At 63.4% G+C, this 26,892-nt stretch carries 27 protein-coding genes; 22 read left to right on the top strand and 5 right to left on the bottom strand.

Annotated features, from left to right (window positions below):
- Positions 1-10: 10 nt before the first annotated feature.
- The 8 genes from BAU06_RS24765 (at position 11) to BAU06_RS24730 (ending at position 8,196) form a co-directional block, all read left to right on the top strand.
- Positions 11-970, top strand: a complete 960-nt coding sequence (locus BAU06_RS24765; protein ID WP_066356955.1) for an NAD-dependent epimerase/dehydratase family protein — start codon at positions 11-13, stop codon at positions 968-970.
- Entirely contained in the window at positions 963-2,033 is a 1,071-nt protein-coding gene (locus BAU06_RS24760; RefSeq protein ID WP_066356952.1) for a rhamnan synthesis F family protein, read from the top strand. The genes BAU06_RS24765 and BAU06_RS24760 overlap by 8 nt, the downstream gene beginning before the upstream one ends.
- Before the next feature lie 24 nt (positions 2,034-2,057).
- Positions 2,058-2,858 carry an ABC transporter permease gene (locus BAU06_RS24755; RefSeq protein WP_066356950.1) on the top strand — a complete coding sequence of 267 codons (801 nt, stop codon included), beginning with the start codon at positions 2,058-2,060 and terminating at the stop codon, positions 2,856-2,858.
- Between the two features lie 21 nt (positions 2,859-2,879).
- Positions 2,880-3,623, top strand: coding sequence for an ABC transporter ATP-binding protein (locus BAU06_RS24750; RefSeq protein WP_066356947.1), 744 nt, complete (start codon positions 2,880-2,882; stop codon positions 3,621-3,623).
- A 119-nt stretch (positions 3,624-3,742) separates the two neighbouring features.
- Positions 3,743-5,632, top strand: a complete 1,890-nt coding sequence (locus BAU06_RS26400; protein ID WP_082988463.1) for a glycosyltransferase family 61 protein — start codon at positions 3,743-3,745, stop codon at positions 5,630-5,632.
- A gap of 23 nt (positions 5,633-5,655) precedes the next feature.
- Positions 5,656-6,096 (top strand): sugar 3,4-ketoisomerase, encoded by a 441-nt coding sequence (locus BAU06_RS24740; protein WP_066356944.1) that lies wholly within the window; start codon positions 5,656-5,658, stop codon positions 6,094-6,096.
- On the top strand, positions 6,093-7,193 hold the full coding sequence (locus tag BAU06_RS24735) for a DegT/DnrJ/EryC1/StrS family aminotransferase (RefSeq protein ID WP_066356942.1): 1,101 nt from the start codon (positions 6,093-6,095) through the stop codon (positions 7,191-7,193). The genes BAU06_RS24740 and BAU06_RS24735 overlap by 4 nt, the downstream gene beginning before the upstream one ends.
- Positions 7,194-7,197: 4 nt before the next feature.
- Positions 7,198-8,196, top strand: coding sequence for a glycosyltransferase family 2 protein (locus BAU06_RS24730; protein WP_066356940.1), 999 nt, complete (start codon positions 7,198-7,200; stop codon positions 8,194-8,196).
- 27 nt (positions 8,197-8,223) lie between these two features.
- Here BAU06_RS24730 and BAU06_RS24725 read toward each other — a convergent pair whose 3' ends face one another.
- Positions 8,224-9,015 carry a class I SAM-dependent methyltransferase gene (locus BAU06_RS24725; RefSeq protein ID WP_066356936.1) on the bottom strand — a complete coding sequence of 264 codons (792 nt, stop codon included), beginning with the start codon at positions 9,013-9,015 and terminating at the stop codon, positions 8,224-8,226.
- A 359-nt stretch (positions 9,016-9,374) separates the two neighbouring features.
- Between BAU06_RS24725 and BAU06_RS24720 the strand changes: the two genes are divergently transcribed.
- From BAU06_RS24720 to BAU06_RS24680, 9 genes are all read left to right on the top strand, one after another.
- Entirely contained in the window at positions 9,375-10,775 is a 1,401-nt protein-coding gene (locus tag BAU06_RS24720; protein WP_156770330.1) for a CDP-glycerol glycerophosphotransferase family protein, read from the top strand.
- A 45-nt stretch (positions 10,776-10,820) separates the two neighbouring features.
- Positions 10,821-11,339, top strand: coding sequence for an adenylyl-sulfate kinase (locus tag BAU06_RS24715; RefSeq protein ID WP_066356930.1), 519 nt, complete (start codon positions 10,821-10,823; stop codon positions 11,337-11,339).
- On the top strand, positions 11,336-11,905 hold the full coding sequence (locus tag BAU06_RS24710) for a hypothetical protein (RefSeq protein WP_066356927.1): 570 nt from the start codon (positions 11,336-11,338) through the stop codon (positions 11,903-11,905). Before BAU06_RS24715 ends, BAU06_RS24710 begins: the two co-directional genes overlap by 4 nt.
- Positions 11,902-12,627, top strand: a complete 726-nt coding sequence (locus tag BAU06_RS24705) for a formyltransferase family protein (RefSeq protein WP_066356922.1) — start codon at positions 11,902-11,904, stop codon at positions 12,625-12,627. Before BAU06_RS24710 ends, BAU06_RS24705 begins: the two co-directional genes overlap by 4 nt.
- A gap of 17 nt (positions 12,628-12,644) precedes the next feature.
- The gene (locus BAU06_RS24700) at positions 12,645-15,053 is read left to right on the top strand and encodes a PEP/pyruvate-binding domain-containing protein (RefSeq protein ID WP_066356921.1); all 2,409 of its coding nucleotides are present in this window, start codon (positions 12,645-12,647) and stop codon (positions 15,051-15,053) included.
- A gap of 22 nt (positions 15,054-15,075) precedes the next feature.
- Entirely contained in the window at positions 15,076-15,645 is a 570-nt protein-coding gene (locus tag BAU06_RS24695; protein ID WP_066356918.1) for a gamma-glutamyl-gamma-aminobutyrate hydrolase family protein, read from the top strand.
- Between the two features lie 35 nt (positions 15,646-15,680).
- The gene (locus BAU06_RS24690) at positions 15,681-16,400 is read left to right on the top strand and encodes a phosphocholine cytidylyltransferase family protein (RefSeq protein WP_197509379.1); all 720 of its coding nucleotides are present in this window, start codon (positions 15,681-15,683) and stop codon (positions 16,398-16,400) included.
- A 75-nt stretch (positions 16,401-16,475) separates the two neighbouring features.
- Positions 16,476-17,465: a lipopolysaccharide heptosyltransferase I gene (gene waaC, locus BAU06_RS24685; protein WP_066356913.1), complete on the top strand. Its 990-nt coding sequence runs from the start codon at positions 16,476-16,478 to the stop codon at positions 17,463-17,465.
- A 38-nt stretch (positions 17,466-17,503) separates the two neighbouring features.
- The gene (locus BAU06_RS24680) at positions 17,504-18,823 is read left to right on the top strand and encodes a 3-deoxy-D-manno-octulosonic acid transferase (RefSeq protein WP_066356912.1); all 1,320 of its coding nucleotides are present in this window, start codon (positions 17,504-17,506) and stop codon (positions 18,821-18,823) included.
- Positions 18,824-18,836: 13 nt separating this feature from the next.
- Here BAU06_RS24680 and BAU06_RS26950 read toward each other — a convergent pair whose 3' ends face one another.
- The 3 genes from BAU06_RS26950 to BAU06_RS24670 are packed head-to-tail and all read right to left on the bottom strand — an operon-like array spanning position 18,837 to position 20,850.
- Complete coding sequence (locus BAU06_RS26950) at positions 18,837-18,989, bottom strand: hypothetical protein (RefSeq protein WP_197509377.1); 153 nt, start codon at positions 18,987-18,989, stop codon at positions 18,837-18,839.
- Positions 18,989-20,005, bottom strand: coding sequence for a type III pantothenate kinase (locus BAU06_RS24675; RefSeq protein ID WP_066356908.1), 1,017 nt, complete (start codon positions 20,003-20,005; stop codon positions 18,989-18,991). The genes BAU06_RS26950 and BAU06_RS24675 overlap by 1 nt, the downstream gene beginning before the upstream one ends.
- Positions 20,002-20,850 carry a biotin--[acetyl-CoA-carboxylase] ligase gene (locus tag BAU06_RS24670; RefSeq protein WP_066356907.1) on the bottom strand — a complete coding sequence of 283 codons (849 nt, stop codon included), beginning with the start codon at positions 20,848-20,850 and terminating at the stop codon, positions 20,002-20,004. The genes BAU06_RS24675 and BAU06_RS24670 overlap by 4 nt, the downstream gene beginning before the upstream one ends.
- 193 nt (positions 20,851-21,043) lie before the next feature.
- Between BAU06_RS24670 and BAU06_RS24665 the strand changes: the two genes are divergently transcribed.
- The 5 genes from BAU06_RS24665 to BAU06_RS24645 are packed head-to-tail and all read left to right on the top strand — an operon-like array spanning position 21,044 to position 25,393.
- Positions 21,044-22,180: an MlaE family ABC transporter permease gene (locus BAU06_RS24665; RefSeq protein WP_066356903.1), complete on the top strand. Its 1,137-nt coding sequence runs from the start codon at positions 21,044-21,046 to the stop codon at positions 22,178-22,180.
- Positions 22,177-23,022 carry an ABC transporter ATP-binding protein gene (locus BAU06_RS24660; protein ID WP_066356902.1) on the top strand — a complete coding sequence of 282 codons (846 nt, stop codon included), beginning with the start codon at positions 22,177-22,179 and terminating at the stop codon, positions 23,020-23,022. The genes BAU06_RS24665 and BAU06_RS24660 overlap by 4 nt, the downstream gene beginning before the upstream one ends.
- Positions 23,009-23,965: an MlaD family protein gene (locus BAU06_RS24655; RefSeq protein ID WP_066356901.1), complete on the top strand. Its 957-nt coding sequence runs from the start codon at positions 23,009-23,011 to the stop codon at positions 23,963-23,965. Before BAU06_RS24660 ends, BAU06_RS24655 begins: the two co-directional genes overlap by 14 nt.
- Positions 23,962-24,714, top strand: a complete 753-nt coding sequence (locus tag BAU06_RS24650; protein WP_231933958.1) for an ABC-type transport auxiliary lipoprotein family protein — start codon at positions 23,962-23,964, stop codon at positions 24,712-24,714. The genes BAU06_RS24655 and BAU06_RS24650 overlap by 4 nt, the downstream gene beginning before the upstream one ends.
- Positions 24,715-24,727: 13 nt before the next feature.
- Positions 24,728-25,393 carry an alpha/beta hydrolase gene (locus BAU06_RS24645; RefSeq protein ID WP_066356900.1) on the top strand — a complete coding sequence of 222 codons (666 nt, stop codon included), beginning with the start codon at positions 24,728-24,730 and terminating at the stop codon, positions 25,391-25,393.
- A 104-nt stretch (positions 25,394-25,497) separates the two neighbouring features.
- On the opposite strand, the gene BAU06_RS24640 is transcribed toward BAU06_RS24645, so the two are convergent.
- The gene (locus tag BAU06_RS24640; RefSeq protein WP_066356899.1) at positions 25,498-26,877 is read right to left on the bottom strand and encodes an aminotransferase class III-fold pyridoxal phosphate-dependent enzyme; all 1,380 of its coding nucleotides are present in this window, start codon (positions 26,875-26,877) and stop codon (positions 25,498-25,500) included.
- Positions 26,878-26,892 lie beyond the last annotated feature (15 nt).

The raw sequence follows: 26,892 nt of genomic DNA, 5'->3' as shown, positions 1-26,892 counted from the left end.
GGTCCTCATCATGCGTATTGAAGAATCACGTTGTCTGGTTTTAGGAGCTGGTGGCTTTCTGGGGACCAACCTCTGCAACTCCTTGTATGGCCGGGCCAAGGCGGTCAAAGGTTTCGGCCGTCGCGGCCTGTTTCGTTGCGATGCAGCGGTGGAATGGGTAGGAGAAGAGTTCCTCGACGGCGCGCAACTGCAGGCCGCGGTGGAGCACTGTGATGTGGTTTTCCACTTGCTGGGAACCACCACGCCGTCGAGTGCCGATGCTGATAAGCTCGCCGATCTGTCGCACAACGTCGGAGGTACGCTGCAGCTGCTGGAATTCTGCCGCCAAGCAGGTGTCCGTCGCGTCATCTTCGTTTCTTCCGGAGGTACGGTGTATGGAAGGCCGACGATCGTCCCCACGCCCGAAAGTGCGTTGCCGCAGCCCATCTCGGCCTACGGCATATCAAAACTATCCATAGAACGGTATCTGGCGCTGTACGAACATTGCTACGGGCTGGAACAGCGTGTCCTGAGGGTGGCCAACCCTTATGGACCTTACCAATGGGCGCAGCGCAACCAGGGCGCCATCGCCATGTTCATGAGACGTGCGCTGGCGCACCGCCCTGTACACATATGGGGCGACGGCTCTACCGTACGCGACTATCTATACGTTGAAGATGTCGTGTCCGCCCTTATCGCCTCCATCGCTCACGAGGGGCCGAGCCGGGTGTTCAATATCGGCAGCGGTGTTGGGCGCTCGCTGATCGAAATCGTCGCGGCGATAGAGCGGGTTTCCGGTGTGCCTCTACCCATCGAATTCGAGAATGATCGGCCCATAGATGTGCCGACCAACGTCCTGGATATTGGCCTGGCTGCTACCGAGATGGGATGGGCTCCAACAACCCCGTTCGTGGAAGGACTGCAGCGCACGTGGGATTGGTTGCGAGGTGCCCAAGCGCAATTGTCGGAGGATCTTCCGCGCCATGTTTAGCAACGTCAGTCGTGCATTGAAGACGATTGCCGGCTTTGCCTTTTTTAATGGCGGCTTGTTGGCAATTCCCGGGAAGATCGTCCGTATGTATCGCCGGGAAGGCGTGGCCGGTTTCCGGCGCCTGTACCGGGCTGCGTACTCGGGCGACGCGGTATCTCGACCCGGACCCAACCGGCCCCGTGACCGGGATGACTACGCCTTCGAGGTTCCGTTCCGCTACGTCGTCCGCCAGCCGCAGGTAAATTGCTGCGCTGTCATCCATGTCTTCTATCCCGACATGGCCGGCCTTATACGAAAGTACCTGGAAAACGTTCCCACCGGCCTCGATGTATACATATCGACAACGAGCGAAGAAAAGAAAGCCAGCATCGCTGCGCAGTTCGCGGGGTATGGCAAGGGGCGTGTCGAGTTGCGGGTGTTTCACAACCGTGGTCGGGATATCGCGCCCAAGTTGGTCGGCTTCGCCGATGTCTATGAGCGGTATGACTACGTCCTGAGCCTGCATACGAAAAAATCGCCACATGGGGGCGATATGTTGGCCCCTTGGCGCGATTACCTCTACGAGCATTTGCTGGGTTCGCCGGAAATCGTTAAATCGATATTTGAGCTCCTGCGCCACGACGGCGTCGGGATGGTGTTTCCGCAACATTTCTTCCCGCTGCGTAATCACCTGAAGTGGGGGGAGAATTACGACCGGACTCGAGCGCTACTGGCGCGTATGGGGACCGACCTGCGCGACGACGTGTTCCTGGAATTGCCTTCGGGGTCGATGTTCTGGGCGCGGACCGAGGCGCTTCGCCCTTTGCTGGACTTGCAGCTTGGTTTCGATGACTTCGACGAAGAGCAGGGCCAGATCGATGGCACGCTCGCCCACGCCGTTGAAAGGGCGTTCCTCTATGCCCTGGAGGGCGCGGGCTACACGTGGGCGAAGGTGGTGCTCCCCCACCTTTATCCCCTGCCGCAAACCATCATCCCTGTAAACAGCCCCGAGACCATACAATCCGAGTTTTCCCGCGTTCACCGCCTTATGCTGGCGAGGCCATATCGTCGGTCGGGCGCCTAACGCATCATCCCTCGCACATTCCTCATGGTTACAAAACTGATATCTGGGACGGCGTCCGACCTGGGCGGCGCGGTGCGTCGTTACCACCTCGCCGGGACGCTGGGCTGGCAAGACGTACGGCAACGCTATCGGCGCTCTTCTGTCGGCGCGTTTTGGCTGACCATCAGCATGGGCGTCGTGATTGGTACGATCGGCATCGTGTTCGGCCAGATCTTCAATTCGCCCATGGATCAGTTTCTGCCATTCTTGTCTATCGGGCTGATCATCTGGGGGTTCATTTCTACCGCCATTACGGAAGGTTGCACGGGGTTCATCGCGGCAGAAGCCGTCATCAAGCAACTCCCGATCCCACTGCCAGTGCATATTTTCCGGATGTTGTGGCGGAACATGATAATCCTGGCCCACAACATCGTCATATTCCCGCTTGTATTGGTGGTGGTCGGAAAACCATTGGGCTGGGTCGCCCTGGTCAGCGTGCCTGGGTTTCTGCTGCTTATGGTCAACTTGTTGTGGGTCTGCATCTGCCTCGCCACCATTTGCGCCAGGTATCGGGATATTCCGCAGATCGTCACGAGCGGATTGCAGATCGTTTTCTATCTGACACCGATTATGTGGCTGCCGCATCTGCTTCCAGGCCGCGCAAGTGCCTACATAATCGACGCCAACCCCTTTTTCCACCTGATCGAGATAGTCAGGGCACCTCTGCTGGGTCAACTGCCGTCTACGGAGAACTGGGTGGTTTCGCTCGTCATGGCCGTGGTGGGATGGGTGGTAACTTTGCTGTTTTATGGCAAGTTCCGTCGTCGCATCGCATACTGGCTATAAAAATTAACGGTATAACTCGCTATGGCATCTGTCGATTTCGATCAGGTCAGTGTAGATTTTCCCATTTATAACGCCAGCGCCAGGTCCTTGAAGAAGAGGCTGTTCCAGGTTGCGACCGGTGGCCAACTCGGCGCGGACGAGCATGGCCGGGTGACAGTGCGTGCGCTGGATAACCTGACGCTGCAGCTACGCGACGGCGATCGGGTGGGCCTCGTCGGGCATAACGGCGCTGGTAAAAGTACCTTGCTTCGGCTATTGAGCGGGGTGTATGAGCCGTCCAGCGGACGAGCCAGTATCAAAGGCGAGATCGGCTCCCTTATCGATATCTCATTCGGCATCGACCCCGAAGCGACCGGCCGGGAAAATATCTTCCTGCGGGGTGCGCTGCTGGGCCTGGACCGGATGGAGATCAAGGAGCGGATGGACGAGATCGCGGAATTCTCAGAGCTGGGCGATTTCATCGATATGCCGGTCCGTACGTATTCTTCCGGCATGCACCTCCGTCTTGCATTTTCCGTGTCAACGGTAATCCGCCCGGAGATTCTGCTCATGGACGAGTGGTTGTCCGTCGGGGACGAGGGTTTCCGGCATAAGGCGGAGCAGCGTCTCTCGGAATTGGTCGCGGCGACGAATATCCTCGTGATCGCGAGCCATTCTCGCGAGCTGGTCATGAACACCTGCAACCGCGTTATATGGCTGGAGCACGGGAAAATAAGGATGGAAGGGCCACCCCAGGATGTCGTGCCCGTCTATTTCGGGGTGTAGGCCGTGTGTGCTCACCTCTCGCTGCATGAACCGGAAGCTCCAATGGGTCCGCGCCGCTGCGTCGTGCGGCAGGTGAAGGCGTCATTCGGCATACTCCTCCTCACTGTACGCATAGGCCAATGACACCGATTCATCGATTTACCACTCTGGTCAAGGGCGTGAGGCGCGCGATGCGCCGCTACCGCACGGCCTGGGAACAGGGATGGCGTGCCACGCGTGTGGCGGACTTCGATGTTCTTTTCAACGCGAAGTGGTACGCGACTACCGGTGTCGGCAGACTGGGAAGATATTTTCCTTGGCTGCATTATCTTTTCGTCGGTGCATTCCGGGGGCGTAAGCCGTGTCCCTTGTTCGACGGCAACTGGTATCTCGCGAGGTATCCCGACGTTAACGCTGCGGGAATCAACCCGCTGGTTCATTACCTTACCCGCGGGGCAGGGGAGGGCCGGGACCCCAATCCGTACTTCGACTCGGCATGGTATCTGGCACGCTATCCGGACGTCGCGGCAGGCGGAATGAATCCACTGGTCCATTACCTGCGATACGGCGCCGGAGAGGGACGGGATCCCAATCCGGTATTTTCCACCGAGTGGTATGTCACGCAGCATGAAGACACTTGCCGCGAGCAGACGAATCCGCTGGAATACTTTGTAGAGTTCGGCCAACCGCGCGGTGATCTACCCGGGCCGCTGTTCGACCCGGCATGGTATGCCTTCGAGAATCCCGATGTCGTCGCCGCGGGGCAAGATCCACTGGTCCATTACCTGCAGTATGGCCGACACGAAGGACGGCGTCCGGCCGCAGGTCCGAATCATTTCGCGTCCATAGCGACACTCAATGGACGTCTGAGCGGTTTGCCGCTGAGCCTGGAAGCCGCTCCGGCGTCCGCCATACTCAGGATCGCATCGGTCGAGAAGGCCCTCAGTGACGCTGGCGCTGGTGTCCGAGGCCGGTTGATTTATCGTGCCGCAGGCACGGCCGAGGGCGTCCTGGAGTCACAACCGTACCCGCGGGAAGTATCGGTCGCAGAACTGCGGGACGTGCATGTGTTGGCCGGCACGCGTTACGTATTAGGCGGGGCGCAAACCCTAATCCACGATGAGGAAGATTTTTTCTTCGACGAGCCGGGGGCGTGGGTAAAATACGGCCGGGCTCGTCGGACGGAATCATCGAAGTTCTACATCGGGTTCGGGCTTCGGCAGCTTGCCCGGCTGACCTCCGGAATCAGCCTGATGCACGAATATTCGTCCAACTATTTTCACCTCCTTACCGAGGTGTTGCCAAGGCTCTTGCTCGTCGAACAGACGGATATACCCGCGCATGTTCCATTGTTGATCGACGAAGGGCTGCACGATAATCTGCGACGTCTACTCTTGTATGCGAATGGTGGTCGGCGGCGCATAGTCGAACTGGAGCGGTACACGCTCTACAGGACGGAGACTCTATATCAGCCTTCGGACGTTTCGGTGGTGGTAGACGCTTACGAGGGCGGTGTGGCGGCGAGGCAGACCGCGCTTGACGTCGAGCGTATCCGGGCAGTCGTGAATCGCTGCCGCCACGCCATCGGAGGCCTCGTCGGCCCCAGCAGAGGACGGAAGGTATACGCCGCCCGGCGCGGGGCGATACGCAACCTGCTCAACCAGGACGAGCTGGAGGCTGGGTTGATGGACTTGGGCTTCGAGGTGGTCCACCCCGAAAAACTGTCCATCGAGGAGCAGATAGGGGTTTTTGAGCAGGCGGACGTCGTGGTAGGCCCCACAGGCGCCCAGATGACCAATATCGCGTGGTGCAGGCCCGGTACACGCGTTATTGTGCTGGCGTCGGACCATCACAGCCACCAGTTGTATATGTGGCAATTGCTGGGGCGCGCATCCGGCGCCGAAGTCGCGATCATGCAAGGGCCACGGGCCTACCGCCGCGACGACATTTTCAGCGTGCATGACGACTATCATGTCGAGCTGCGCGATGTCGTCAATGCCGTGAGGTCGTCGGAGAGGCATACAAATTGAATCAGAGTAAGGTAGACGCGAATATGACAGAGCCGACCAAAACGTTTCTTGGAGGCGCGATCGAGTTGGTGGATCTGACCAAGATAACCGACCCGCGCGGCAACCTGACCTTCGTGGAGGGCGAGCGCCACGTACCCTTTCCGATCAGGCGGGTGTATTACCTATACGATGTCCCGAGCGGCGAGGAGCGCGCCGGGCATGCCCACCATGAATTGCAGCAACTCATTATTTCCGTTGCCGGCAGCTTTGACCTGATCGTGGATGATGGCCACGAACGCGTCAAGATAAGCTGCAACCGGCCGTGGCAGGGGGTCCTGATGAAGTCGTTCGTTTGGCGCGAACTTAATAATTTCTCTTCCGGCGCGGTTTGCCTGGTTCTGGCTTCCATGCCGTACCAGGAGTCAGATTACATCCGTGATTATCAGGACTTCCTGTCCGCGGTCGCGCAACGAGGCAACAAATGATCCCTTTCTTCGACATCAAGGCAGTACATGGACCGCTCGCGGAAGAACTGAAAGGCGCTTTCAGCCGCGTCCTCGCTAGCGGTCACGTCATTATGGGGCCGGAACTGTCCCGCTTCGAGAAGGCGTTTGCCGACTACTGCGGCGCACGCCACTGTATCGGCGTGGGCAATGGACTTGACGCCTTGGCGCTTGCAATGCGTGCCCGAGGTATCGGACCTGGTGACGAGGTCTTGGTCCCTTCACAGACGTTCATCGCAACGTGGCTGGCTGTGTCCATGACTGGTGCAACGCCGATTCCGGTGGAGGTCGACGAGAAACTCTGCACCATCGACCCTGCCAGAATCAGGGAGAAGATCAACGGCAATACCAAGGCCATTATGCCGGTGCATCTTTTCGGCTTGCCGGCCGACATGGACCCGATCATGAAGATCGCCGATGAGTTCGGCTTGTTCGTGCTTGAAGACGCGGCGCAGGCACATGGCGCCCTCTACAAGGGCAAGCGAGCCGGCGTGCTGGGGCATGCGGCGGCGTTTAGTTTTTACCCGACGAAGAACCTGGGCGGCTTGGGTGACGGCGGCGCGGTGGTGACCAATGATGATGCGCTGGCGGAAGAGCTGGGCAGGTTGCGCAATTACGGGTCGACGCAGAAGTATGTGCACCAGGTCGCCGGTGTGAACTCGCGTCTGGATGAAATCCAGGCGGCATTGCTTTCGGTAAAGCTTCCATTGCTGGACCAATGGAACGAGGCGCGCCGCGCGATAGCCGCGCGCTACACGCAAGCGCTGGCCGGTGTCCAGGGCCTTGCGCTGCCTCACGTACCCGAAGGCGCGGAACACGTGTATCACTTATACGTGGTCCGGACCGATAGAAGGGACGAACTGCAGCACTTCCTGGCCGAGAAAGGCGTAACGACGCTGATTCATTACCCGATTCCGCCTCACGCGCAGCAGGCCTATGCCGGCATGGCGCTCACGGATGATGACCTGCCTATTGCAGCTCGCGTGGCGCGGCAGTCCCTTTCGCTCCCTATCTGGCCGCAGATGTCGATGGAGGACGTCGATAGCGTTGCGGGCCTGATAAAGTCCTTCATGGCGTGACGGCATGCCGAAGCCTTCCGTATCCGTCGTTATCCCGGTCTTCAACCAATCCAGATTCATCGGCGACGCGGTCCGGAGTGTGCTCGCCGAGCAGCAGGGGCACCTCGAAGTCATCGTGGTCGATGACGGCTCGACCGACGATAGCGGCGACAAAGTGCAATCGGTATTCGGGACCTCGGTTCGCTTGATCCGTCAAGCGAACCGAGGTCCCAGCGCCGCCATCAATGCCGGAATGCTGGCCGCGGAAGGCGAGCATATCGCCCTGCTAGGTGGGGATGATGTTTGCCTGCCCGGGCGGTTTTCCAGACAACTCGCCTTCGCCAGGAGCGGCGGGCACGACATAGTGTTCTCGTGGCCCGTCCTCATCGACGGTGACGGGCGCCGGCTGCCGGACACCGCGTACCCGGTGTTCTTCGATACAGTGCCGGCGCCGGACGCGATGCTTTGCCGCTTGCTGCTCAGGGATAATTTCCTCTGCGCGCCGACAGTCTTGATGCGTGCGGAGGCAGTCCAGCGCATCGGGCTTTTCCATGAAGGTCTGATACAGCTTCAAGATTACGATTACTGGTTGCGCGCCTGCGGCGCCGGCTGTTCGCTCGGTATATCGCAAGAGCGGGATGTCCAGTACCGACGGCATGTCCGCAACTTGAGCTCGAATGACCGCGAGCTCGGCACGCTTGCCGAGATACCTGTCGTCATTGAGCGGGCGCTCGATCTGGCCGAACCGGCGGTGATCCGTGCCGCGTTTCGTCACGTGTTCGGGGTGGGCGCGGAACCGGACGAGCCCTTGTCCGCCGTGGAGAAGTCTTTGTTCCTGATGGCTCATCCCAGGAGCGAGGTACGGGCGCGCGGGATGCAACGATGGATCGGTCTCTTCGATGATTCTTCATTCCCATCGGTGTGTGAACGTTTGCGCCTGGATCCTTTTAAGATTCTCTACAACAGCGCTTCGGTGCATGCAGACCCGTGGAGGTACCAGGCCCTCGCGCGCCGCACGGCGTGAAATCCACCCGCCTATGGGTCTGGTCGCCTAGTATTCGTATCTCTGGATTGCTTTCGACAAGTCGAATTCCACAGGGCGTGGGGAGTCGGAACGCCGGGCCACGATGAATAGCTTGTCCAGGTCTTCCACTCCGTGCTTCAGAAAGCAGCGGACCATCTTATAGCGCTCGATGTCGAAAAGCCTATTCATGATCGCCACTTTCTGCTCCATGTCGCCATCGTCGCCGACCCCCCCGGCTCCTGGGGCGAAGACATTATGACTTTCAAATAGCAGATAACCGCCTGGTTTAAGCGTTCCCGCGATCTTTTCGATGTAGGCCTCGAAGCCCATGTTGAGGTTGCCGTCGATGGTATGATGGTTGGAAAAAGAAAGGACGACATCGAACTTTCTGTCGGTTTCGTATTTGGTGAAATCGCTTTCAACCACCTCGACATTATGAAGTTTGAAATGACGGGCGGTCTCCATCGCAATGCGGTTAAGGTAGGGGTTCAGCTCTACAGCAACGACAGAGCGGGCCAGCCTGGCGCAGTACACCGCCACGAACCCGCAATTGCTGCCAATATCAAGTACATCGGCGTCCTTGAGAATGGCATCCACGTCGTACTGCCTGAATCGGAAGCCGGTGGGTTTCGCTCCGGTGATCCCCAGTTCCTCCAGACCCTGATAGAAGTACCCGTGCGTGTAGCGCTGCTCGCTAGGCCATCCCTTGCTCTGGTCCCGGAGATGCCTCCGCAGTCGGCGCTGAATCAGTAGCTTGCCGCGGATCAGCCCTTTCCATAGGTCGATGTAGGGGAACTTGACGTGATAGGGAATCGCCATATTTGTTCATCTCGTAGTGTGCGAAAGCAGCCACTTCCGCCATGCATCGCCCGCTCGGCTGATACGGGCGGATCGGCGTTGGCCTCCGCGGCCGTGGTGTCGCGCGGAGGACTCGTCTGTTTTAGCATAGGGCGGTCCATCAATTAGGGCGCGCGCCCCGTTCGGTTGGCCCGCAGCGCGGCTGTTATCATCCTTCGCGACGTGTTTGGCCGTAGTCTGGTCCCGCCTCGAGGCCTGAATCGCTGCCCGGCGCTTCAGTTGCGGTGATACCGATGCGATGTGCGGAATCGCAACGTGTTCCTTGTGGATATGGCGGCAGTTCCGTAAGCATGTGACCGTATCCGTTTTTGGGTTCGACCGTGGCCACGTTAGCCACCATCAACAGGTATATAGTGAGCTGTCGAAATTTCCTTAGAAAATCCCGAGACCTGCTTACCGGCGCGGCGGCCCTGCGTCAACGTCTAGAAGCGCTGGAAGCGAGTGTATCGTCCGTAGGCAACGAAACGCGCGCAATCCGGGTCGGACTGGCGCAACTGGTTTCCCGAACTGACTTCGCGGACCTTTCCACGCGCGCAGAGCTTGCGCACGCCTCTACCCGGGAGATGTTCGACGAGGTGAAGGCAGAGCTAAGGGTGCTGGCCGCCCGGCGCGCGGCTGCTTGGTCGCCCGCGCAAGTTGTGGCTCCACGTAATAATCGACCCGCCCCGCACAACGGGCCGGTCGTGGAGCGTGTCGCGTTCCTGGTGCAGAGCTTGGAACTGCGGAATCATTTCGCCCCGGTGTGGGATGTACTGCCTGAAGGCTCCTTCGATATTGTCCTCCATGATTCGGCTGCGTCCTTGGATCGGGACGTGTTCGCAACATGGCGATGTGGCATCAAGTCGAGCGCCGAGCTTCTCGCCTCGAACACGAAATATCGGACCCTGGTGTCCAATCATCCCGTTGAGTTAGGAGACCGGCCGCTCATCACTCGACTTGCGGAGCGAAACGTGCGGTATATGTACGCGGCGGGTAAATCTGGGTGGAACCTGTCCCCGTGGAATGCTCTGTATGACGTAATCATGTGCTTCGGGCCTTACCACGCCATGAATTTCGCGCATTGCAGTGATGCTGCGATCGTACAGATAGGCTACCCGCGTTTTGACCGCTACTTCACCGATAAGCCCGACCGCCGCGCGCTGGCGGAACGCTATGGTTGCGACCCCGGGAAGGAAACAGTGGTATGGCTTCCGACATGGAAGACGCTTTCGTCCGTGGGCTGGTTCGATGAAGAAATAAGCGCCCTGATGGCCCGCTACAACGTCGTGGTCAAGCTGCATCCGTTCATGGCGGATAGCGAACCTGAGCGCGTTGAACAGCTTCGCCGGCACGCCTTCAGCTGCATACTGGCCGATGCGACGGACAATCTGCCGCTATATCAACTTGCCGACTATATGCTGTTCGATTATGGCGGGCCGCCCTTGGCAGGGATATATGCCGACAAGCGGCTCCTGTTGCTCGATGTGCCGGGGGCGCACCAGGATGAGCTTACAGGCGAGGATTCGCCAGACGTAAGCATTCGGAAATATCTTGTCCACGTGCAGCCTGGCGCCAATGCCATTGCTCGGCTGCTGAACGACGAGGTCATCTGGCAACAGCAAGAGAAATCGCGGCGCATTCTTAGAAGGCACTATTTCGCGCCATATTTCGGTTTCTCGGCTAACGTCGCGGCGCAGGCCCTAATGAGCCTGGATGAGATCGCGGGACCACGGTTGCTATGATGCAAATCGAGGCTCCGTGGCGCGACGCTTAAGGGAGAGTGGCTCATGGTGATTTGGTTTGTTGGACTGTCGGGCTCTGGAAAGACGACGCTAGGGCGTGAGGTCAAGCGGCAGTGGGCGAAAGCGCAGCCCAATACAGTGCTGCTGGACGGCGACGAGTTGCGCGCTGTCTTCCAACATGACCGGACCGCCGATGCCTATAGCGTGTCGGGCCGCAGGCTCAACGCGGAACGCATCGCTGCCCTTTGCGAAATGCTGGATCGACAAGGAATCAATGTCGTTTGCTGCATGCTTGCCATATTTCCCGACATGCTGGCGCTCAATCGGACCCGGTTCAGGAAATACTTCGAGGTATTCATGGATGCACCCCTGGAAGCATTGCAGCGGAGAGATGTAAAGGGGCTGTATGCCGCCGCTCGAGCCGGTACGACGCCGAATGTGGTCGGTATAGACATCCCATTTCCCAGGCCGGCATCTCCGGACATGATCATTGATTCCTCCGGCGAGTGTGGCGACATCGCGGCATTGGCGGCGCGGGTACTGGCGACGGCGAGGGCGCTGTGAGCAAGGACATACGTTATCAATACGCATCCGGGGATCTGCTCGAGGAGCGGAATACCTACTTTTACTCGGGCTTTCAGGGCGAGGCATTTCTCGACGCATGGCGTAGCCAACGCGATGCGTTCCTGGCCCTCGCACAGCGGCAGGGCGGTGGATCGAGAACGCCAGCCGCCATCACTCCCACCGAGACACTGCTCGATAAACTTGAACGCGCGCTCGTGGCGGGAGAGACCGACGGTGCCCGCTTGGCCGAACTGGATCGGCTCGTGCAACGCTTCGAAGTCACAAAGAGGGTGCACGCGGAATACAACGAGAATTGGCGTCCGGTCGACACGGATGACTACCGGGCGCTAGGCCCGTATGTCCGGCTGGGGGAGGTACTCGAGCTGGCCTATGGGAAGGTGCGGCGTCTTCAATATCTCAACGCTTTGCTCAAATGCCTGGACACCCTTACGGCGCTGCATGAGAAGCTGGACGATGCACAGATGGAACGGGTGAGAATACTGGTCAGAGCAGAGAGAGTGCACGCACATAACCTGGCCGCCGGGTTGCGTGGGAGTTCGCAATGACGCTTGAAGGCATAGTGCTTCTGGCTGCCGAGACGGCCCGTTCCCAGGCCTACGTGCAGGCTTTGGTCTCCAATGACCTGCTGCCGGAGAAAGTGATCCTGTTGGGGGCTTCGGGTATGGCGGCCGCCACCCGGACAGGGGTCGCGCCACGGGTTTGGCAGGGGGTGCAGTTACCCGATCTTAGCGAACCGGTCGCCGTCACGTGTGCAAGGGCGGGCATCCAGACCGTGCATTGCGCCGCGCGGGACGTCAATGCTCCCGAGGCGGCGGAAATGATCGCTGCGACGGGTGCGCGCGTGGTCATTTATTCGGGCTATGGCGGGCAAATCGTCTCGCCGCAGGTGCTGCGGCTGGGGCCGCGGTTCCTGCATATGCACTCCGGTTGGTTGCCCTCATACCGCGGAAGTACCACGGTCTACTATGCCTTGCTGAACAGGGATGCGCCGGGCGTGACGGCTTTGATACTGGATCCGTCCATAGACACGGGGCCGGTCGTGGCAAGAAGGCATTATCCCAGGCCTGCGCGCAGCCTGGATATCGATCGCGCCTACGATGCCGGTATCAGGGCGGACCTTCTCTGCCAAGTGATGCGGCATTACGCTTCGGAGGGTGAGTTGCCCGCGCCCCAGGAGCAAGGCGATGAGGACGCCAGTACGTTCTATGTCATCCACCCCGTATTGAAGCATCTGGCTATTCTGTCGTTGCCGCAGGACGTGTCGTGAACATACATGCGCCTTCCATGACGTCTCTACAAACGGATTCCGCGGACGCGCCATTCGAATTCGGGACCAAGGCCGAAACACTTGGGCGGTTGGCTCCCCTTATCGTTGGCGCGTCGATTCCCGACTTCTATTTTTTCACTCTGGAGCGGTGGCGCAACAGCAGACAGGATGTCCTGCGCTCGATCAGGGAACGATTCAAGGGTAACGTAGTTGCCGTACGCAGCAGTGCGCTGATCGAGGATGGCGAGCTTACCTCCATGGCGGGCGCCTTCCTCACCCGGCTCCACGTGAGCAGCGCGGACGAGGCGGCATTGATGGAGGCGATTGAACAGGTCGTGGCATCGATGACCGGCAACGCCAGAGACCAGGTGCTGATCCAACGTATGGTGAACGACATCGCAGTCAGCGGTGTGATCATGACCTACGACATGGTCCATGGGTCGCCCTACTACTGTATCGATTTCGACGATGAAACAGGCCGCACCGACAGTGTGACGGCCGGCGACTCGGTCAACAAAGGCTTGTTCGTCTATCGTGACGCGCGGCCCGAAATGATCCGGTCGCGCCGGGTTGCCAAGTTCCTGCAATTAGCGCGCGAGCTGGAGTCGGTGTGCGGATGCGCCGCGCTGGACATCGAATTCGGCTTGGGTCGCAACGGCGATTTGTACCTGTTCCAGGTCAGGCGCATCGCATTGTCAGGTCAGTGGCATCCTGTCACGGAGCGGCGTGTCGCGCGTCAGTTGAAGTTCATCGAGCATTTCGTGGTCGAATGTTCGGCGAGGCGAGATGGCGTGCTAGGCGACAGGACGATCCTGGCCATCATGCCGGACTGGAATCCCGCCGAATTGATCGGTACCACGCCTCGGCAACTGGCTGCGTCGCTGTACCGCGAACTCATCACCAAATCGGTATGGTGCAAGGCACGGGAGGCCATGGGGTACCGATCGCTGGGGGAGGTCGAGTTGATGATGATGATCAACAACCATCCCTATATCGACGTGCGGCATAGTTTCAATTCCTTCCTGCCGGCAGCGCTGCCGGAGGCAATCGGTAGCAAGCTGGTCAATGCCTGGCTGGATCGCCTGGAGCAAAATCCAGAGTTTCATGACAAGGTCGAGTTCGATATAGTCCATACGTGCCTCGACTTCTCATTCGCGGAGACCTTCCGCGACCGGTATGCAGAAGTGCTCGACGGGGACGAGTTCCAGGTTTACCGGAATGCGTTGCGCGAACTGACCAGGCGGTGCATAGCGCCAGGTCAGGATTCGACGCTCGACGCGGCGCTATCGTCGGCGCAGCGACTCGCGGACGAGGCGCTGGATCCGATCATCGGGGGGGGAGCGCACCAATATCTGGCCCGTGCCGATTATCTTTTGACGCAATGCCGCACATTGGGCACTTATTCCTTTGCCATCGTCGCGCGGCACGCCTTCATCGCCGAAGCGCTGTTACGGACTGCCGTCGATCGGGGCGCCCTGAGCCAGGAGCGGCTTCTGGCGTTCAAGCGAAGCGTGCGTACCGTCACGGGCAGCATGGTCGAAGAATATGCGAGTGTTTGCGCAGGCACACTGGACCGCGGCATTTTCCTGCGCAAGTTCGGTCATCTGCGGCCGGGGACCTATGAAGTGACGTCGCTGAGGTACGACGAGAGAGACGACCTGTTCCTCGACGATGCCGTGCAGGTGCTCGCACCGGAGGCCCCTGTCTTCGCGCTGCACCCCGACGAGCGTACCGGATTGGATGCGTTATTGTCGGCGGCGGGCCTCGACGTTTTCGACGCCGACGCGCTGCTGGCTTATGCAAACAAGGCCATCGCTGGACGTGAGTATGTAAAGTTCACGTTCACACGCACCCTTTCCGACGCCTTGTCGGCCCTGGTCGTTTGGGGAGAGCTGCACGGGCTTTCCCGGGATGATGTTTCCTATCTGGACTGGCCGACTATTTCGAAGAGCCTTAGCCATCCGATCATGGACTACGTCGATCGGTACTACCTGGACAAGGCGGATGCGGCGCGGCGCAGTATGACCGTGGCGCACGCTTTCCGGCTGTCTCATATCATGTATGGCGCCCGGGATGTCTATGTGGCGACGGTCAACCGCAGCGTGCCGAACTTCGTTGGCGTCGGCTCGGCGAGCGGCCAGGTCGTCGAATTGACAACGGAAACGTCGGCGAGTATCAATATTGCCGGAAAAATCGTCTGTATCGGCAATGCGGATCCCGGTTTTGACTGGATCTTCACTAAAATGCCGGCCGCTCTGGTTACCCGCTTTGGCGGGGCCAATTCTCATATGGCGATAAGGTGCGCGGAGTTCGGACTGCCTGCGGCTATCGGTTGCGGCGAACAGATCTACGAGCGGATAGTTTCCGCGGGCCGTGTCGAAATCAATTGCGCGGGCAAGATATTGAGGCCCTTATATGGAACCTAGCACCATTCGCATAGGTGTCACCATGCGCGTCACGCAGGCCGAGGGTTATAGCGAACCGCGCGACGCATTGGCGCAAGCCTGGGGAAGGTTTCTGAACCATGCCTTGCCCGATGCCGCCTGGCTGCCGGTGCCAAATCTGGGGGAAGCGGATGCGGTCGAATATTGCCAGCGTTGGGGCATCAACAGGCTCATTCTGACCGGGGGCGAGGACGTGGGGAAATCGCCTTTGCGTGACGCTACCGAAGGCGCGCTCATCCGGTGGGCCGAAGTCGCGCGGATACCCGTGCTGGGCGTGTGCAGGGGAATGCAGCTCATGTGTCTGCGAGCCGGCATCGACCTGAAGAATGTGGCGTGTCATGTGGCCACCCGGCACGCTATCTCGGGCGAGGTGACCGGGGAGGTCAATAGTTTCCATACGCTTGCGCCGGTGCAATGTCCCCCCGGTTTCGATGTGCTGGCGACAGCGGCCGACGGCGAGCTGGAAGCAGTTCGCCATGCGACTTTGAAGTGGGAAGGATGGATGTGGCATCCTGAAAGGGAGGCGCAACCGGACACGCGAGACGTTGATCGCCTGCGGAGCTTATTCGAGTGAAAGCGCTTATCCTGGCTGCCGGTAGGGGTAGCCGCATGAAGGACCTGACGAAAGACCGGCCAAAGTGCATGGTCACCTTGCGGGGACGGCCCCTTATCGAATGGCAGATGGAGGCATTGCGAGCGGCTGGCGCGACTGAAATCGGGCTGGTGACCGGTTATCGCAGAGAGGTTTTGGCCGAACTGGGCGTCGTGGAATTTCACAATCCCAGGTGGGCGGATACCAATATGGTGACGTCTTTGTCGTGCGCTCGCACGTGGCTGCGATCGGAGCCCTGCATCGTTAGCTATTCCGACATTTTCTACGAACCCTCTGCCGTTGCCTCCCTTATGGAGAGCGACGCAAGGCTCGCGTTGACATACGACCCGGGCTGGCGGTCGCAATGGGAAAGCCGATTCGGCGATCCCTTGCTCGATGCAGAGACTTTCCGTTTGTCTCCGGGCGGCTTTATTGGCGAGATCGGCAATCGCCCGAAGACGGTGGAAGAGGTCGAAGGCCAGTATATGGGTTTGCTCCGGTTCACGCCGGATGGCTGGGCTGAGGTCGAGCGTATTCGGTCGGGTATGACAGACCCGGAACGTGACAAGATGGACATGACCCGCACGCTGCAATATGTCATTGCAGCGGGGAATGTGCCGGTCATGGCCATTCCCTACCGGGGGAAGTGGGGGGAAGTCGACTCTGCAAGCGACCTGGCCCTGTACCACGAGCCCGCGGGGGACGCGGGCGTATCGAGCGACGCGGCTAGCGATTGAGACCGTACAATCGCTCAGTTTTGATTGCCGGTCCAGGCCGGACCTGTTCCCTACAGCGGGTATGCGGCCCTGCATATGTCTAATCGAATCCTGATCGTTCGCACTTCTTCCCTGGGCGACCTTGTTCATATGCTGCCCGCTATGTCCGATATCGCCGCGCATTGCCCCGGCGCGACCATCGATTGGGTCGCGGAAGAAGCCTTCGCGGAAATACCGCAGTGGCATCCTGCCATTGCTGATGTGATCAAGGTCGCACATCGAAGATGGCGCAAAGCCTGGTGGTCCGCCGATGTCAGGGCGGAGAGGATGGCCTTGCGCGAGCGCCTTCGGTCGGTTCGCTACGATGTGGTCCTGGATATGCAGGCCCTGCTGAAATCCGCTTGGCTGGTGCGCCAGGCAAGGGGTGTGCGGCACGGCCTGGACTGGCGGTCTGCGCGAGAGCCATTGGCGTCGCTGTTTTACGACGTAAGACATAAAGTGGACTTCTGGCAGCCGGCCGTTATACGCCAGCGCGCCTTGGCCGGGCTTACGTTCGGATATACCCCTGCTGGGAAACCGGACTTCGGATTGCAGCATTTTGTCCGGCAGGCACGCAGCGGGTACGTGGAAGGCGGCGGTGGCGATAGCGCATCATCCGGCTATGCCGTCATCATGCCCAGCGCCAGCCGGCCCGACAAACTGTGGCCGGACGAGGATTGGCGCGCGGTTTTCGCTCGCCTGAGGGACGCGGGATGCCGGCTGCGGCTGCTTGCGGGCAACGATGAAGAGGCCAAGCGGGCGCATGCCCTGATCGCCGGCGTGGACGGGGCCGAGGTAGTTCCCCGGATGAATCTCACTTCCATTGCCCGATTGCTGGCCGGCGCCCGCGTGATGGTCGGGTTGGACAGCGGCTTGACGCATCTTTCGGCGGCGCTCGGGCGGCCGACGATAGGGATATACCGCGCTTCGACGCCTGTGCGCACGCCCCTGGTCGGGGACTCGTATACGGCCAGCCTGGGCGACCGCGGTGCGCCGCCTTCGCGCGATGTCGTTCTCGCGGCACTCGAGCAAGCGCTGGCGGCATAGCGCTTTCCATCGACGCCGCCAGCCGGCTTCATCCGTCCATGACCAGATTCCTCTACACACTGCTGCTCCGCTTTCTGGCACCCGTCCTGTGGCTATGGATGCGCGTGCGCGCGGGCAGGCAAAGTGGAGACTGGGACATCCTGGGCCCCGGCCGCTTTGGCCGATACCCCGAGGAAGACCCGCGCCAGGACCCGACGGGGCGTATATGGGTGCACGCGGTCAGCCTGGGCGAGACGCGCGCCGCGCAGCCGCTGGTCAAGGCCCTGCTGGACCTGGGGCTGCCGCTTCTCCTGACGCATACGACCCCGACAGGGCGGGCGGAAGGAAGCCGTTTGTTCGCGGATGCCATTGCCAGCGGACAATTGCGCCAGGCGTGGCTGCCCTATGACTTTCCAGGCTCCGCACGACGCTTCATCGGCTACTTCAAGCCGCGCTGCGGCATCCTGATCGAACGCGAGGTGTGGCCCAACCTGATCCATGAAGCGGTCCGGCAAGGGGTCTCGATGCTGCTTGTCAGCGCGCGCTTATCCGAGCGCGGCCTGCGCCGGACGAGATGGGCCAGGCGCGCGCTACACAGGGCCTATGCGGCCCTGGACCTGGTGCTCGCGCAGACCGACGCGGACGCGGAACGCCTGCGCAAGGCCGGCGCGTTCGGCCCGCACGTGGTCGGCAATCTGAAGTTCGACGTCAGCCTGTCGCAGGAACAGCTGGCCGAAGGCCGGCAGTGGCGGGAAGCGCTTGCACGTCCCTGCATCGCGATCGCGAGCACGCGGGATGGCGAGGAAGCGCTATTCGCCCACGCAATACGGGCGGCCGGCGCCGATGCGGCGCCGGCGGGCACCCTCTATATGGTGATCCCGCGTCATCCCCAGCGCTTTGCCGATGCCGCCGCGGTCATGAAACAGCATGGCCTGGGTTTTTTGCGACGGTCTGCCGGCGTGCAGATTCCCCCCTCGGATACACCGGTCTTGCTGGGCGACACGCTGGGCGAGATGGCCTTTTATTATGCGGCGGCCGATGTGGCCATTATCGGCGGGGGGTTCGCGCCATTCGGCGGGCAGAACCTGATCGAAGCGTGCGCGGCGGGAACCCCGGTCATCCTGGGGCCCGATATGCATAACTTTGCGCAGGCTGCCGCCGATGCCATTGCGGCGGGAGCCGCGGTCCAGGTCGACAATGCCGACGAGGCGCTGCGGACGGCCTATGCCTTGTTGCGGGACGCGGCGCGCAGGAAAGCCATGCAGCAGGCCGCGCTGGCCTGGACTGCCGCGCACGCGGGCGCGACACGGCGGATGGTGGAAGCCTTACGGCCCTGGTTGGGCGCGGCGCGCCAGGACGAAGACAACCCGGCCCGATAGCGGTGTAGCCCCGCTACCTGCCCACCACCACCTTATCCGCATTCAGCTGCTGCTGCAGCTTGATCGGATCCCGCCCTTCGTCTTCCGGCTGCACGCCCAGCCATCCCTGGCCGATGCCATAGACGACGATATTTGCCAGCAGTATCAGGATGAACAGTATGCGCATTACGGCAGGTCCGGGAAGGCCGCGGCGGCGATGTGCGCCAGGCCGTGCAGTACGGGATTGTCGATCACGGTAATGGCGGGCGGCAAGCGCCCCATGCTGGCCGCCGTGTCGGCCAGCAGGCGACGGATCTCCGGCTCGACTTCGTCCCAGCCGCCGCCGGCGGCGTAGATGTCCGGCGCCACGCCGTAGCGCCGCAAGCCGGCCAGCCATTGCCGGAGCACGGCGCCCGCCTGCGCGGCGGCCACGCCGCTGGCAATGGCATGCTGCGTGTCCGTGGGGTAGGCGGTCGGATCGCCGTGGGCCAAGGGCAGATTGGCGGTACCCGAGGCAAGCGAGCGGCGCATCAGCGCCGGTCCGGGCAGGATCAGCCCGCCTTCGAAGACGCCGTCGCCGCCGACGGTATCCAGCGTTGTCGCCGTGCCGAAACTGGCCAGGAGGAAGGGCGCGCGGCCTGGCGTCGCGGCCGGGCTTGCTGTCCCCGCCGGGCCGACCTGTTCCTCTATCCCGGCCGTAGCCGCTGTCCCGGCCTGCCGCAGCGCAAGCACGCCCAGCATCGACGCCCAGCGATCCGCACCCAGCTGCTCGGGCCGGGTGTAGCGTGAGGTCAGCCCATAGGCGCATGCCTGGGGCACGACCCAGCGCAGCGGGCAGCCTATCCGCGCAAGCGCGGCTTCGATTGCCGCCGCCCGTGCCGGGCCCGCGACGTTGGTTCCCAGCGCGGCCGTGGGCGGCGCGGGCAGGGCGCGGAGCCAATCCTCCAGGCCCTGGATGTTGTCATTGTCCAGGGCCTGGGCAGACAGCTGGGCGGCGTGGCCGTCCCGTCTCGCGGCCTGCGTGGCGGGCCGCCGCGCGGGCCCCGGCGCGCCGTCACCGCCGATCCCGCCGGCGCTTATGCAAGGCGAGGAATCCGCCACGCAGCCGGTGGCCGGATGCCCACCGGCCATGCGCGCGTCGGCCCGCAGCACTGCCACCTTCAGCCGCGTATTCCCGGAATCGATCAGGACGATGTTGTTCATGCCGGCCTTACCGAGATTTCGCCGACGGAAACGGGCAGTTCTCCGTCCATGGTGCGCACGCGCAGGCGGCCCTGCGCGTCCACGCCGCAGCCCAGGCCGCGATGCAGCACCTGGCCCCGATCCAATACCTGGACGTCCTGTCCCTCCAGGGCATCCAGCCGCCTGAACCGCCCGATGTAGGCCGCGAATCCATCGCGCGCGATGCCGGCCAGCGCATCGCGCCACGCCAACGCGACCTCGGCCACGACATCGCTGAGCGCCGCGGCGCAGCCGACCATGCTCCAGTCGGCGACGTCGCGCTCCAGGGCGCGGGACAAGGCCGCGCCGTCGCACAGGTTCATGCCCATGCCGATCACGACGGTATGGCCGCCGGACGGCGCCCCCGCGGCGCGCGCGGTTTCCACCAGGACGCCGGCCAGCTTGGCCTGGCCCCATTGCACGTCGTTGGGCCACTTGATGCACAAGGGCGAGCCCGCCGTACCCGCGATGCCGCGCAGCGCTTCGCATGCGGCCAGCCCCGCCAGCGGCGATAAAGCCGGAAGGCTGGCAGGGGCCAGCGCGGTGTCGAAAGCGCATGAAAACATCAGGGCCGCGCCCGGACGGTTCTGCCAGGCGCGGCCCGCGCGGCCCCGGCCCGCCTGTTGCAGATGCGCGCCCAGCAGCCAGGGCTTGGGCGCGCCCACGTTTCCTTGCTCGCGCGCGCGGGACAGCAGGTCGGCATTGGTGGAGCCGGTCTGCGCCATCCAATCGACCCGCCCGAACGAGGCGGGCGAGCCATCGGCCAGCCGCGCGCGCAGCGTGGCCGCCATGTGGTCCGGCGAGGGAAGTTCTGGAAAATCCGGCATGAAAAGCGGCGGCTGGTGCGGGGACTTCGAAAACCAGGCCGGGCAAGACCGAAGCCCAGGGCCTGAAGTGGCGGTGGAACCCCGGGATTTTATCGCCGCGGGCGCGCTATCGGTCGCGCAACCCCAAGCCGCGTATCATTAGCCTGTTCGCGCCCACGAGGGCCGGCGCCAGACCGGCTCCTTCCATACGCCCATGGTCCAATCCAACCCGCATCCGCCTGCCGCCGCCGTGCCGCCGTTCCGGCTGTCCGGCGGCGTTTGCTATGTAAGCGGCGACTGGACGGTCCATGCCCTGGCGCGCCAGGGCGAGGTCCAAGCCCGCTGCCGGGCCCTGGAGCAGGCCGCGGGCGACCTGCGCTGGGACCTGAACGGCATCGATCGCCTGGACACCGTGGGCGCCAACCTGATCTGGCATGCCTGGGGCGACAAGCTGCCGGGACGCGTGCGCATGCCGGGCGGCCTGAAGGAAGTCTTCGATGCGCTGGCTGCCCATCCGCACGAGGTCGCCGCCCCGCCGCCGCCGCCCCCGGACCGCCTGGTGCCCGTGGTGAAACTGGGCGAGGCCCTGCTGACGGGCGCCCGGCACGGCTATGCCATGGTCGCCATGCTGGGCCAGCTGGTGCTGGACCTGGCCAATATGATCCGCCACCCGGCGCGCGCGCCCTGGCGCGAGATCTCCGCGCAGATCTACCGCGCGGGCGCGCAGGCGCTGGGCATCACCGCCCTGGTGGGCTTTCTGATCGGGGTGGTGATCTCCTATCTGTCCTCGCAGCAATTGCAGACCTACGGCGCGGACCGCTTCATCGTCCGCCTGCTGGGCACGTCCATCGTGCGCGAACTCGGGCCGGTGCTGGCCGCCATCCTGGTGGCGGGGCGATCGGGTTCGGCCTTCACGGCGCAGATCGGCGTGATGCGCGTCACGCAGGAACTGGACGCCATGGCGGTGATGGGTATCTCGCATAGCCAGCGCCTGATCCTGCCGCGCGTGGTGGCCCTGGCGGTGGCCATGCCGCTGCTGGTGGTGTGGACGGACGCGATGGCGCTGCTGGGCGGCATGCTGGCGGCGCGCGCGCAGCTGGGCGTGTCCCTGGGCTGGTTCCTGGATACGCTGCCGGACGCGGTGACGCTGTCCAACTACGGCATAGGGCTGGCCAAGGGCGCCACCTTCGGCGTGGTGATCGCGCTGGTTGCCTGCTATTTCGGCCTGAACATCGAGCCGAACACCGAAAGCCTGGGACGCCGCACGACGACGTCCGTGGTGACGTCGATCACCGGCGTGATCCTGGTCGACGCCTTGTACGCCATCCTGTTGAGCGGGGTGCCCCTATGAAGGACGATATCAGTCACCAAAGGCATTTGTTCACCGACAATGCGCTGACCGTCGCGCCGATCATCTCCGTGGTGGGATTGAAGACGGCCTTCGGCGATCACGTCGTGCACGAGAACCTGGACCTGGCGGTATATCCCGGCGAGATCCTCTCGCTGGTGGGCGGTTCCGGTTCCGGCAAGACGACGCTGCTGCGGCAGATCATGGGGCTGGATACGCCTGCCGCGGGGTCCGTGACGGTGCTGGGCATGCCCGTATCGGAAATGAGCGCGACCGAGTGCGGCCAGCTGGCGCGCCGGTGGGGCGTGCTGTTCCAGGCCGGCGCGCTGTTTTCCGCGTTGTCGGTGTTCGACAACGTTGCCCTCCCATTGCGGGAATTGCGCACCATCCCCGAACCGCTGGTCGAGGACGTGGTGATGTGCCGCCTGGAAATGGTGGGCTTGTCCGCGAACGATGCGCACAAGCGGCCCGCCGACCTGTCGGGCGGCATGGTCAAGCGCGTGGCGCTGGCGCGCGCGCTATCGCTGGATCCCCAGTTGCTGTTCCTGGACGAGCCCACCGCCGGGCTGGACCCGCAGCGCTCCGATGAGTTCGTCGACCTGGTGCGCAATCTGCACCGGCAATTGCACTTCACGGTGCTGATGGTCACGCACGACCTGGACACGCTGCTGGCGCTGTCCTCGCGCGTCGCGGTGCTGGCCGACAAACACGTCATCGCCTGCGATACGGTGCCGGAGATCCTCAAGGTGGACCATCCTTTTATTCACGCTTTCTTCCTGGGCGAACGCGGTCGGCGCGCGCTCGGCGAGCTGGCGCCCAAGGAGTTGATGTATGGAAAGCCGTAGCCATGCGCTGCTGGCCGGGACATTCACGCTGGTGCTGCTGGCGGCCGTGCTGTTGATCGCCTTCGCGATCAAGCGGGACCGCTCCACCCTGACGGAGTACGAGATCATTTCCCATACGGCGGTCAGTGGGCTGTCGCAGCAATCGCCGGTGCGCTATCAGGGCGTGCCGGTCGGCAAGGTGCAGAGCCTGAGTTTCGATCCCGATGTGCCGGGCCTGGTGCGTATCCGCATCGGCGTGGCGCCCAACACGCCCATTACCTCGGCCACCTGGGCGGAACTGGGCGTGCAAGGGGTGACCGGCCTGTCCAATATCGATCTGCGCGACGACGGCAGCTCGCGGGTCCGCCTGACCCGCCAGGGCGATGCCCCGCCCGTGATCCCCTTGCGCGCCGGCCTGCTGGAGCGTCTTTCGCAAGGGGGCGGCAACATCGTCGGCAATCTGGAGAAAATCTCCGGCCAGCTCGCGGCGCTGCTCAGCGACGACAACGTGCGCGCCTTGCAGTCGGCGATGCGGGATGCGGCCACGGTGTCGGCATCGCTGAAGGACGCGAGCGGCCAGTTGCGGCCGCTGGTGGCCAAGGTCGGCCCGCTGATCGACAGCCTGGGCGAATCCTCGCGGCAGGCCCAGGCCACCGCGCGCGATATCTCCGCGCTGGCGCAGCAGGCACGGACGGCGGTGGCGCGCCTGGATGCACCCGACGGCCCGCTCGCCATGGCCACGCGCAGCCTGCGCGAGATCGCCTTTGCCGCGTCGCGGCTGTCGAACGACACCCTGCCCGCGGTCAGCAGCATGGCCAACCAGGTGAATACCACCGCGCGCAATGTGTCGTCGGCCGTGCGGCGCGTGGGCGACACGCCGCAATCGATCATCTTCGGGGCGCCGCCGCCGCGGCCCGGGCCGGGAGAGGCCGGCTTTCAGGGATTCGGGAGAGCACAGCAATGAACGAGCGTATGACCGGCCGTGCGCGCCGGCGACAGGCCTGGCGCCGGCTGCCCCTGATCGCGGTGCTGGCTGCCGCATTGGGCGGATGCAGCCTGGGCCGTACCAGCCCGCCGGCGCAGCTCTTCGACCTGGGACCGGCGCCGGCCGCGTCCGCGGCCCAGGACGGCGATGGCCGGGCGCTGGCCTCGGCCGCCGCGGCGGTAACGTCGTCGACGGGCTCGCCGATGGCGGCGCCTGGCGCCGCCGCGGACACGCCGCGCCAGGCGCTGGCGGTCAGCTTTTCGGCGGCGCAGATGCTGACCGATACGGGCGTGATCTGGCGCGTGGGCGACAGCTCCAGCCCGCATTCCTATGCGACATATCGCTGGGCCGCGCCGCCATCCCAGTTGGTACAGCAGCGTGTCGTCGACCGCCTGTCCGCGGCGGGCCCCGTGGTGCAGGATGGCGTGGACCCGCGCGCGCCGCTGTTGCAGGTCACCTTGACGCGCTTCGAACAGGTCTACGCACCGGACGGCAAGTCCAGCTCCGGCCAGGTGGCGATGCAGGCCGTGCTGCTGCGCGACCACCGCGTGGTGGCCTCGGTGCAGCTCGCGCGCGGCGCGCCGGCACCGTCGCTGGATGCCCAGGGCGGCGTGCTGGCGCTGCGCGCCGCCACCGACGCGGCGGCCAGCGATCTGGCGGCCTGGGTGCAGCGCAGCCTGTCCGCGCCGTCGGCGGCCGCCGGTTTAACATCGCGGTCTTCGCCTTGACGAGTGCCTTGCAATGACTGCCCGTACCGAGATCCTGGAATTCAATGGCCTGGCCGGCCGCATCGATTGCGCGGTGGACTGGCCCGAGGGCACGCCCCGCGGCTGGGCGCTGGTCCTGCATCCGCATCCGCTGCATGAAGGCACGCGCGACAACAAGGTGGTGACGACCGTGGCCCGCGCCTGCGTGCAGCAAGGGCTGGTGGCGCTGCGCCCGGACTTTCGCGGCGTGCGGGCGTCGGCGGGCAGCTTCGACAAGGCACGCGGGGAAACGGCCGACATGCAGGAACTGGTCGGGCAATGGCTGGAGCGGCAGCCCGAGCTTGCCGCCACCCCGTGGGTACTGGCGGGCTTTTCCTTCGGTACCGCGGTTGCCGCGCAATTGGACGGCGCGCTGGCGGATGGCGGCATGCCGCGGCCCGCAGCTTTGATCCTGGCCGGCGCCGCCGTCTGGCGCTTCCAGTTCCGCGAGGTCGCGCTGCCGGAGGACACGCTGATCGTCCATGGCGAGCAGGACGAAGTGGTGCCCTTGCAGGAATTGTTCGACTGGACGCGGGAACGCTCGGCGCCGGTGGTGGTGATCCCCGGCGCCACGCATTTCTTCCATGGCAAACTGCTGTTGCTGCGGCAACTGGTGCTCACCCGTTTGGCACGGACGTTTCCCGACGCTTCGGCGACCTGAGAAACCGCGGCCCTGGCACGCCGGCGCCCGCACGCCCCGCACTCGGGACGCTCCGGGCGTGACGGGCTTTACGGGTCTTACGGGCTTCAGGGGCCTTACAGGCTTCACGGACAGCCGGACAGCCCGGACAGCTCCGCTGGCGATTCGCTACGGACAGCCACCGCCACGGCGGGGTCGAACGCCCTGGCCATGTCGCGCAGGACGGCGTCGAGAATATCCAGCCCTTCGTCCACCTGCGATTCGGTACTGACCATGGGCGGCGCCACCCGCAGCATGCGGGCCGGGACGCCGCGGGCGGCGCTCTCCAGCAGCAAACCCTTGTCGCGGCATGCCAGCACGATGTCCCGCACAAGCGTCCGCGGGTCTGCGCCATCATGCGCCGCGGCGCCGAGCTCGACGGTGTACATCGTCCCGCGGCCGTGGATCGCGCGGATCAGGGGCTTGTCGGCCGCGATCGCGCCGAGCCGGGTTTTCAGGTGTTCGCCGATCCCCAGCGCACGCGGGACCAGGTCTTCTTCCAGCACGATGTCGATGGCCGTGGCGGCCGCGGCGCAGGCCACCGGGTCGTGCCAGGTACAGTCGAGTTCCGGCAGGTGACTGGCGGATAATTGGTCCGCGATATCGGGAGTGGTGCAGACGGCATCGATGGACAATCCCGCACCGAAGCGCGCGCGGGCGATCAGGATGTCCGGGACGATATCGTCGTGCTGGTGGCCCCACATGCGTCCGGTCCGGCCATATCCCGTCGCGCTTTCGTCGACGACCAGCAGCATGCCGTGCTGGTGGCACAGCCGGCGCAGCAGCCTGGCGCAGCCCGGCCGCGCGCCGAAGGCGCCGCCACCGAAGGGCGCCATGAACAGCGCCGCCGGCCGCCGCGCGCATGCCCGCAACGCGGCATCGAATCCCGCCCACGGACAGGAGCGATCGTACCCCGTCATGCCGCAAACGCACTGCGAGGGGTCGGGGCAGGGCGCCGGACCGCGGCTCGCGGCCACGGCCGGCACGGGCGTCGCCGCACGCGCCTGCCCGGGCACACCGGCCGGCGCCCCCACGGCGAAACACAGGTCGCCGTCATGCAAGGCCGAGACACTAACGATATCGGTACCGCCCGTGACCCCGCGCGCAATGCCGGCCGCGACACGCGATGCCGCTTCGCCATGGGGCAACAGCAGCGATTTCTGCAGCGGCGGGGTCAATATCTCGCCCAGCCGGCAGTGCAGCCGCAAGGCATCGGCATCCAGGAAGGCATCGCCGCCTATCGTGTGCAGGCGCCGCTTGACGGCCTCGACGTAACGCGGATGATTGTGTCCCAGGACCGCGGCGGCCGGGCTGGCGCCGAAGTCCAGGTAGCGCCGGCCATCCGTGTCGTGCACGACCGGCCCTTGGGCGCGCGCGACAGCAGGGCGCATCCGGGTGGCGGATCGCCACGCCGCGGCGGGTATCGTCCAGCGATCGACGGCTTCTTGCCACTCATACGCGTCCATAGGCCCTCCCGGGTC

Source organism: Bordetella bronchialis (assembly GCF_001676705.1).
In the GTDB taxonomy this organism is placed as follows: domain Bacteria; phylum Pseudomonadota; class Gammaproteobacteria; order Burkholderiales; family Burkholderiaceae_B; genus Bordetella_C; species Bordetella_C bronchialis.
This window is presented reverse-complemented; position numbering and strand designations above follow the sequence as displayed.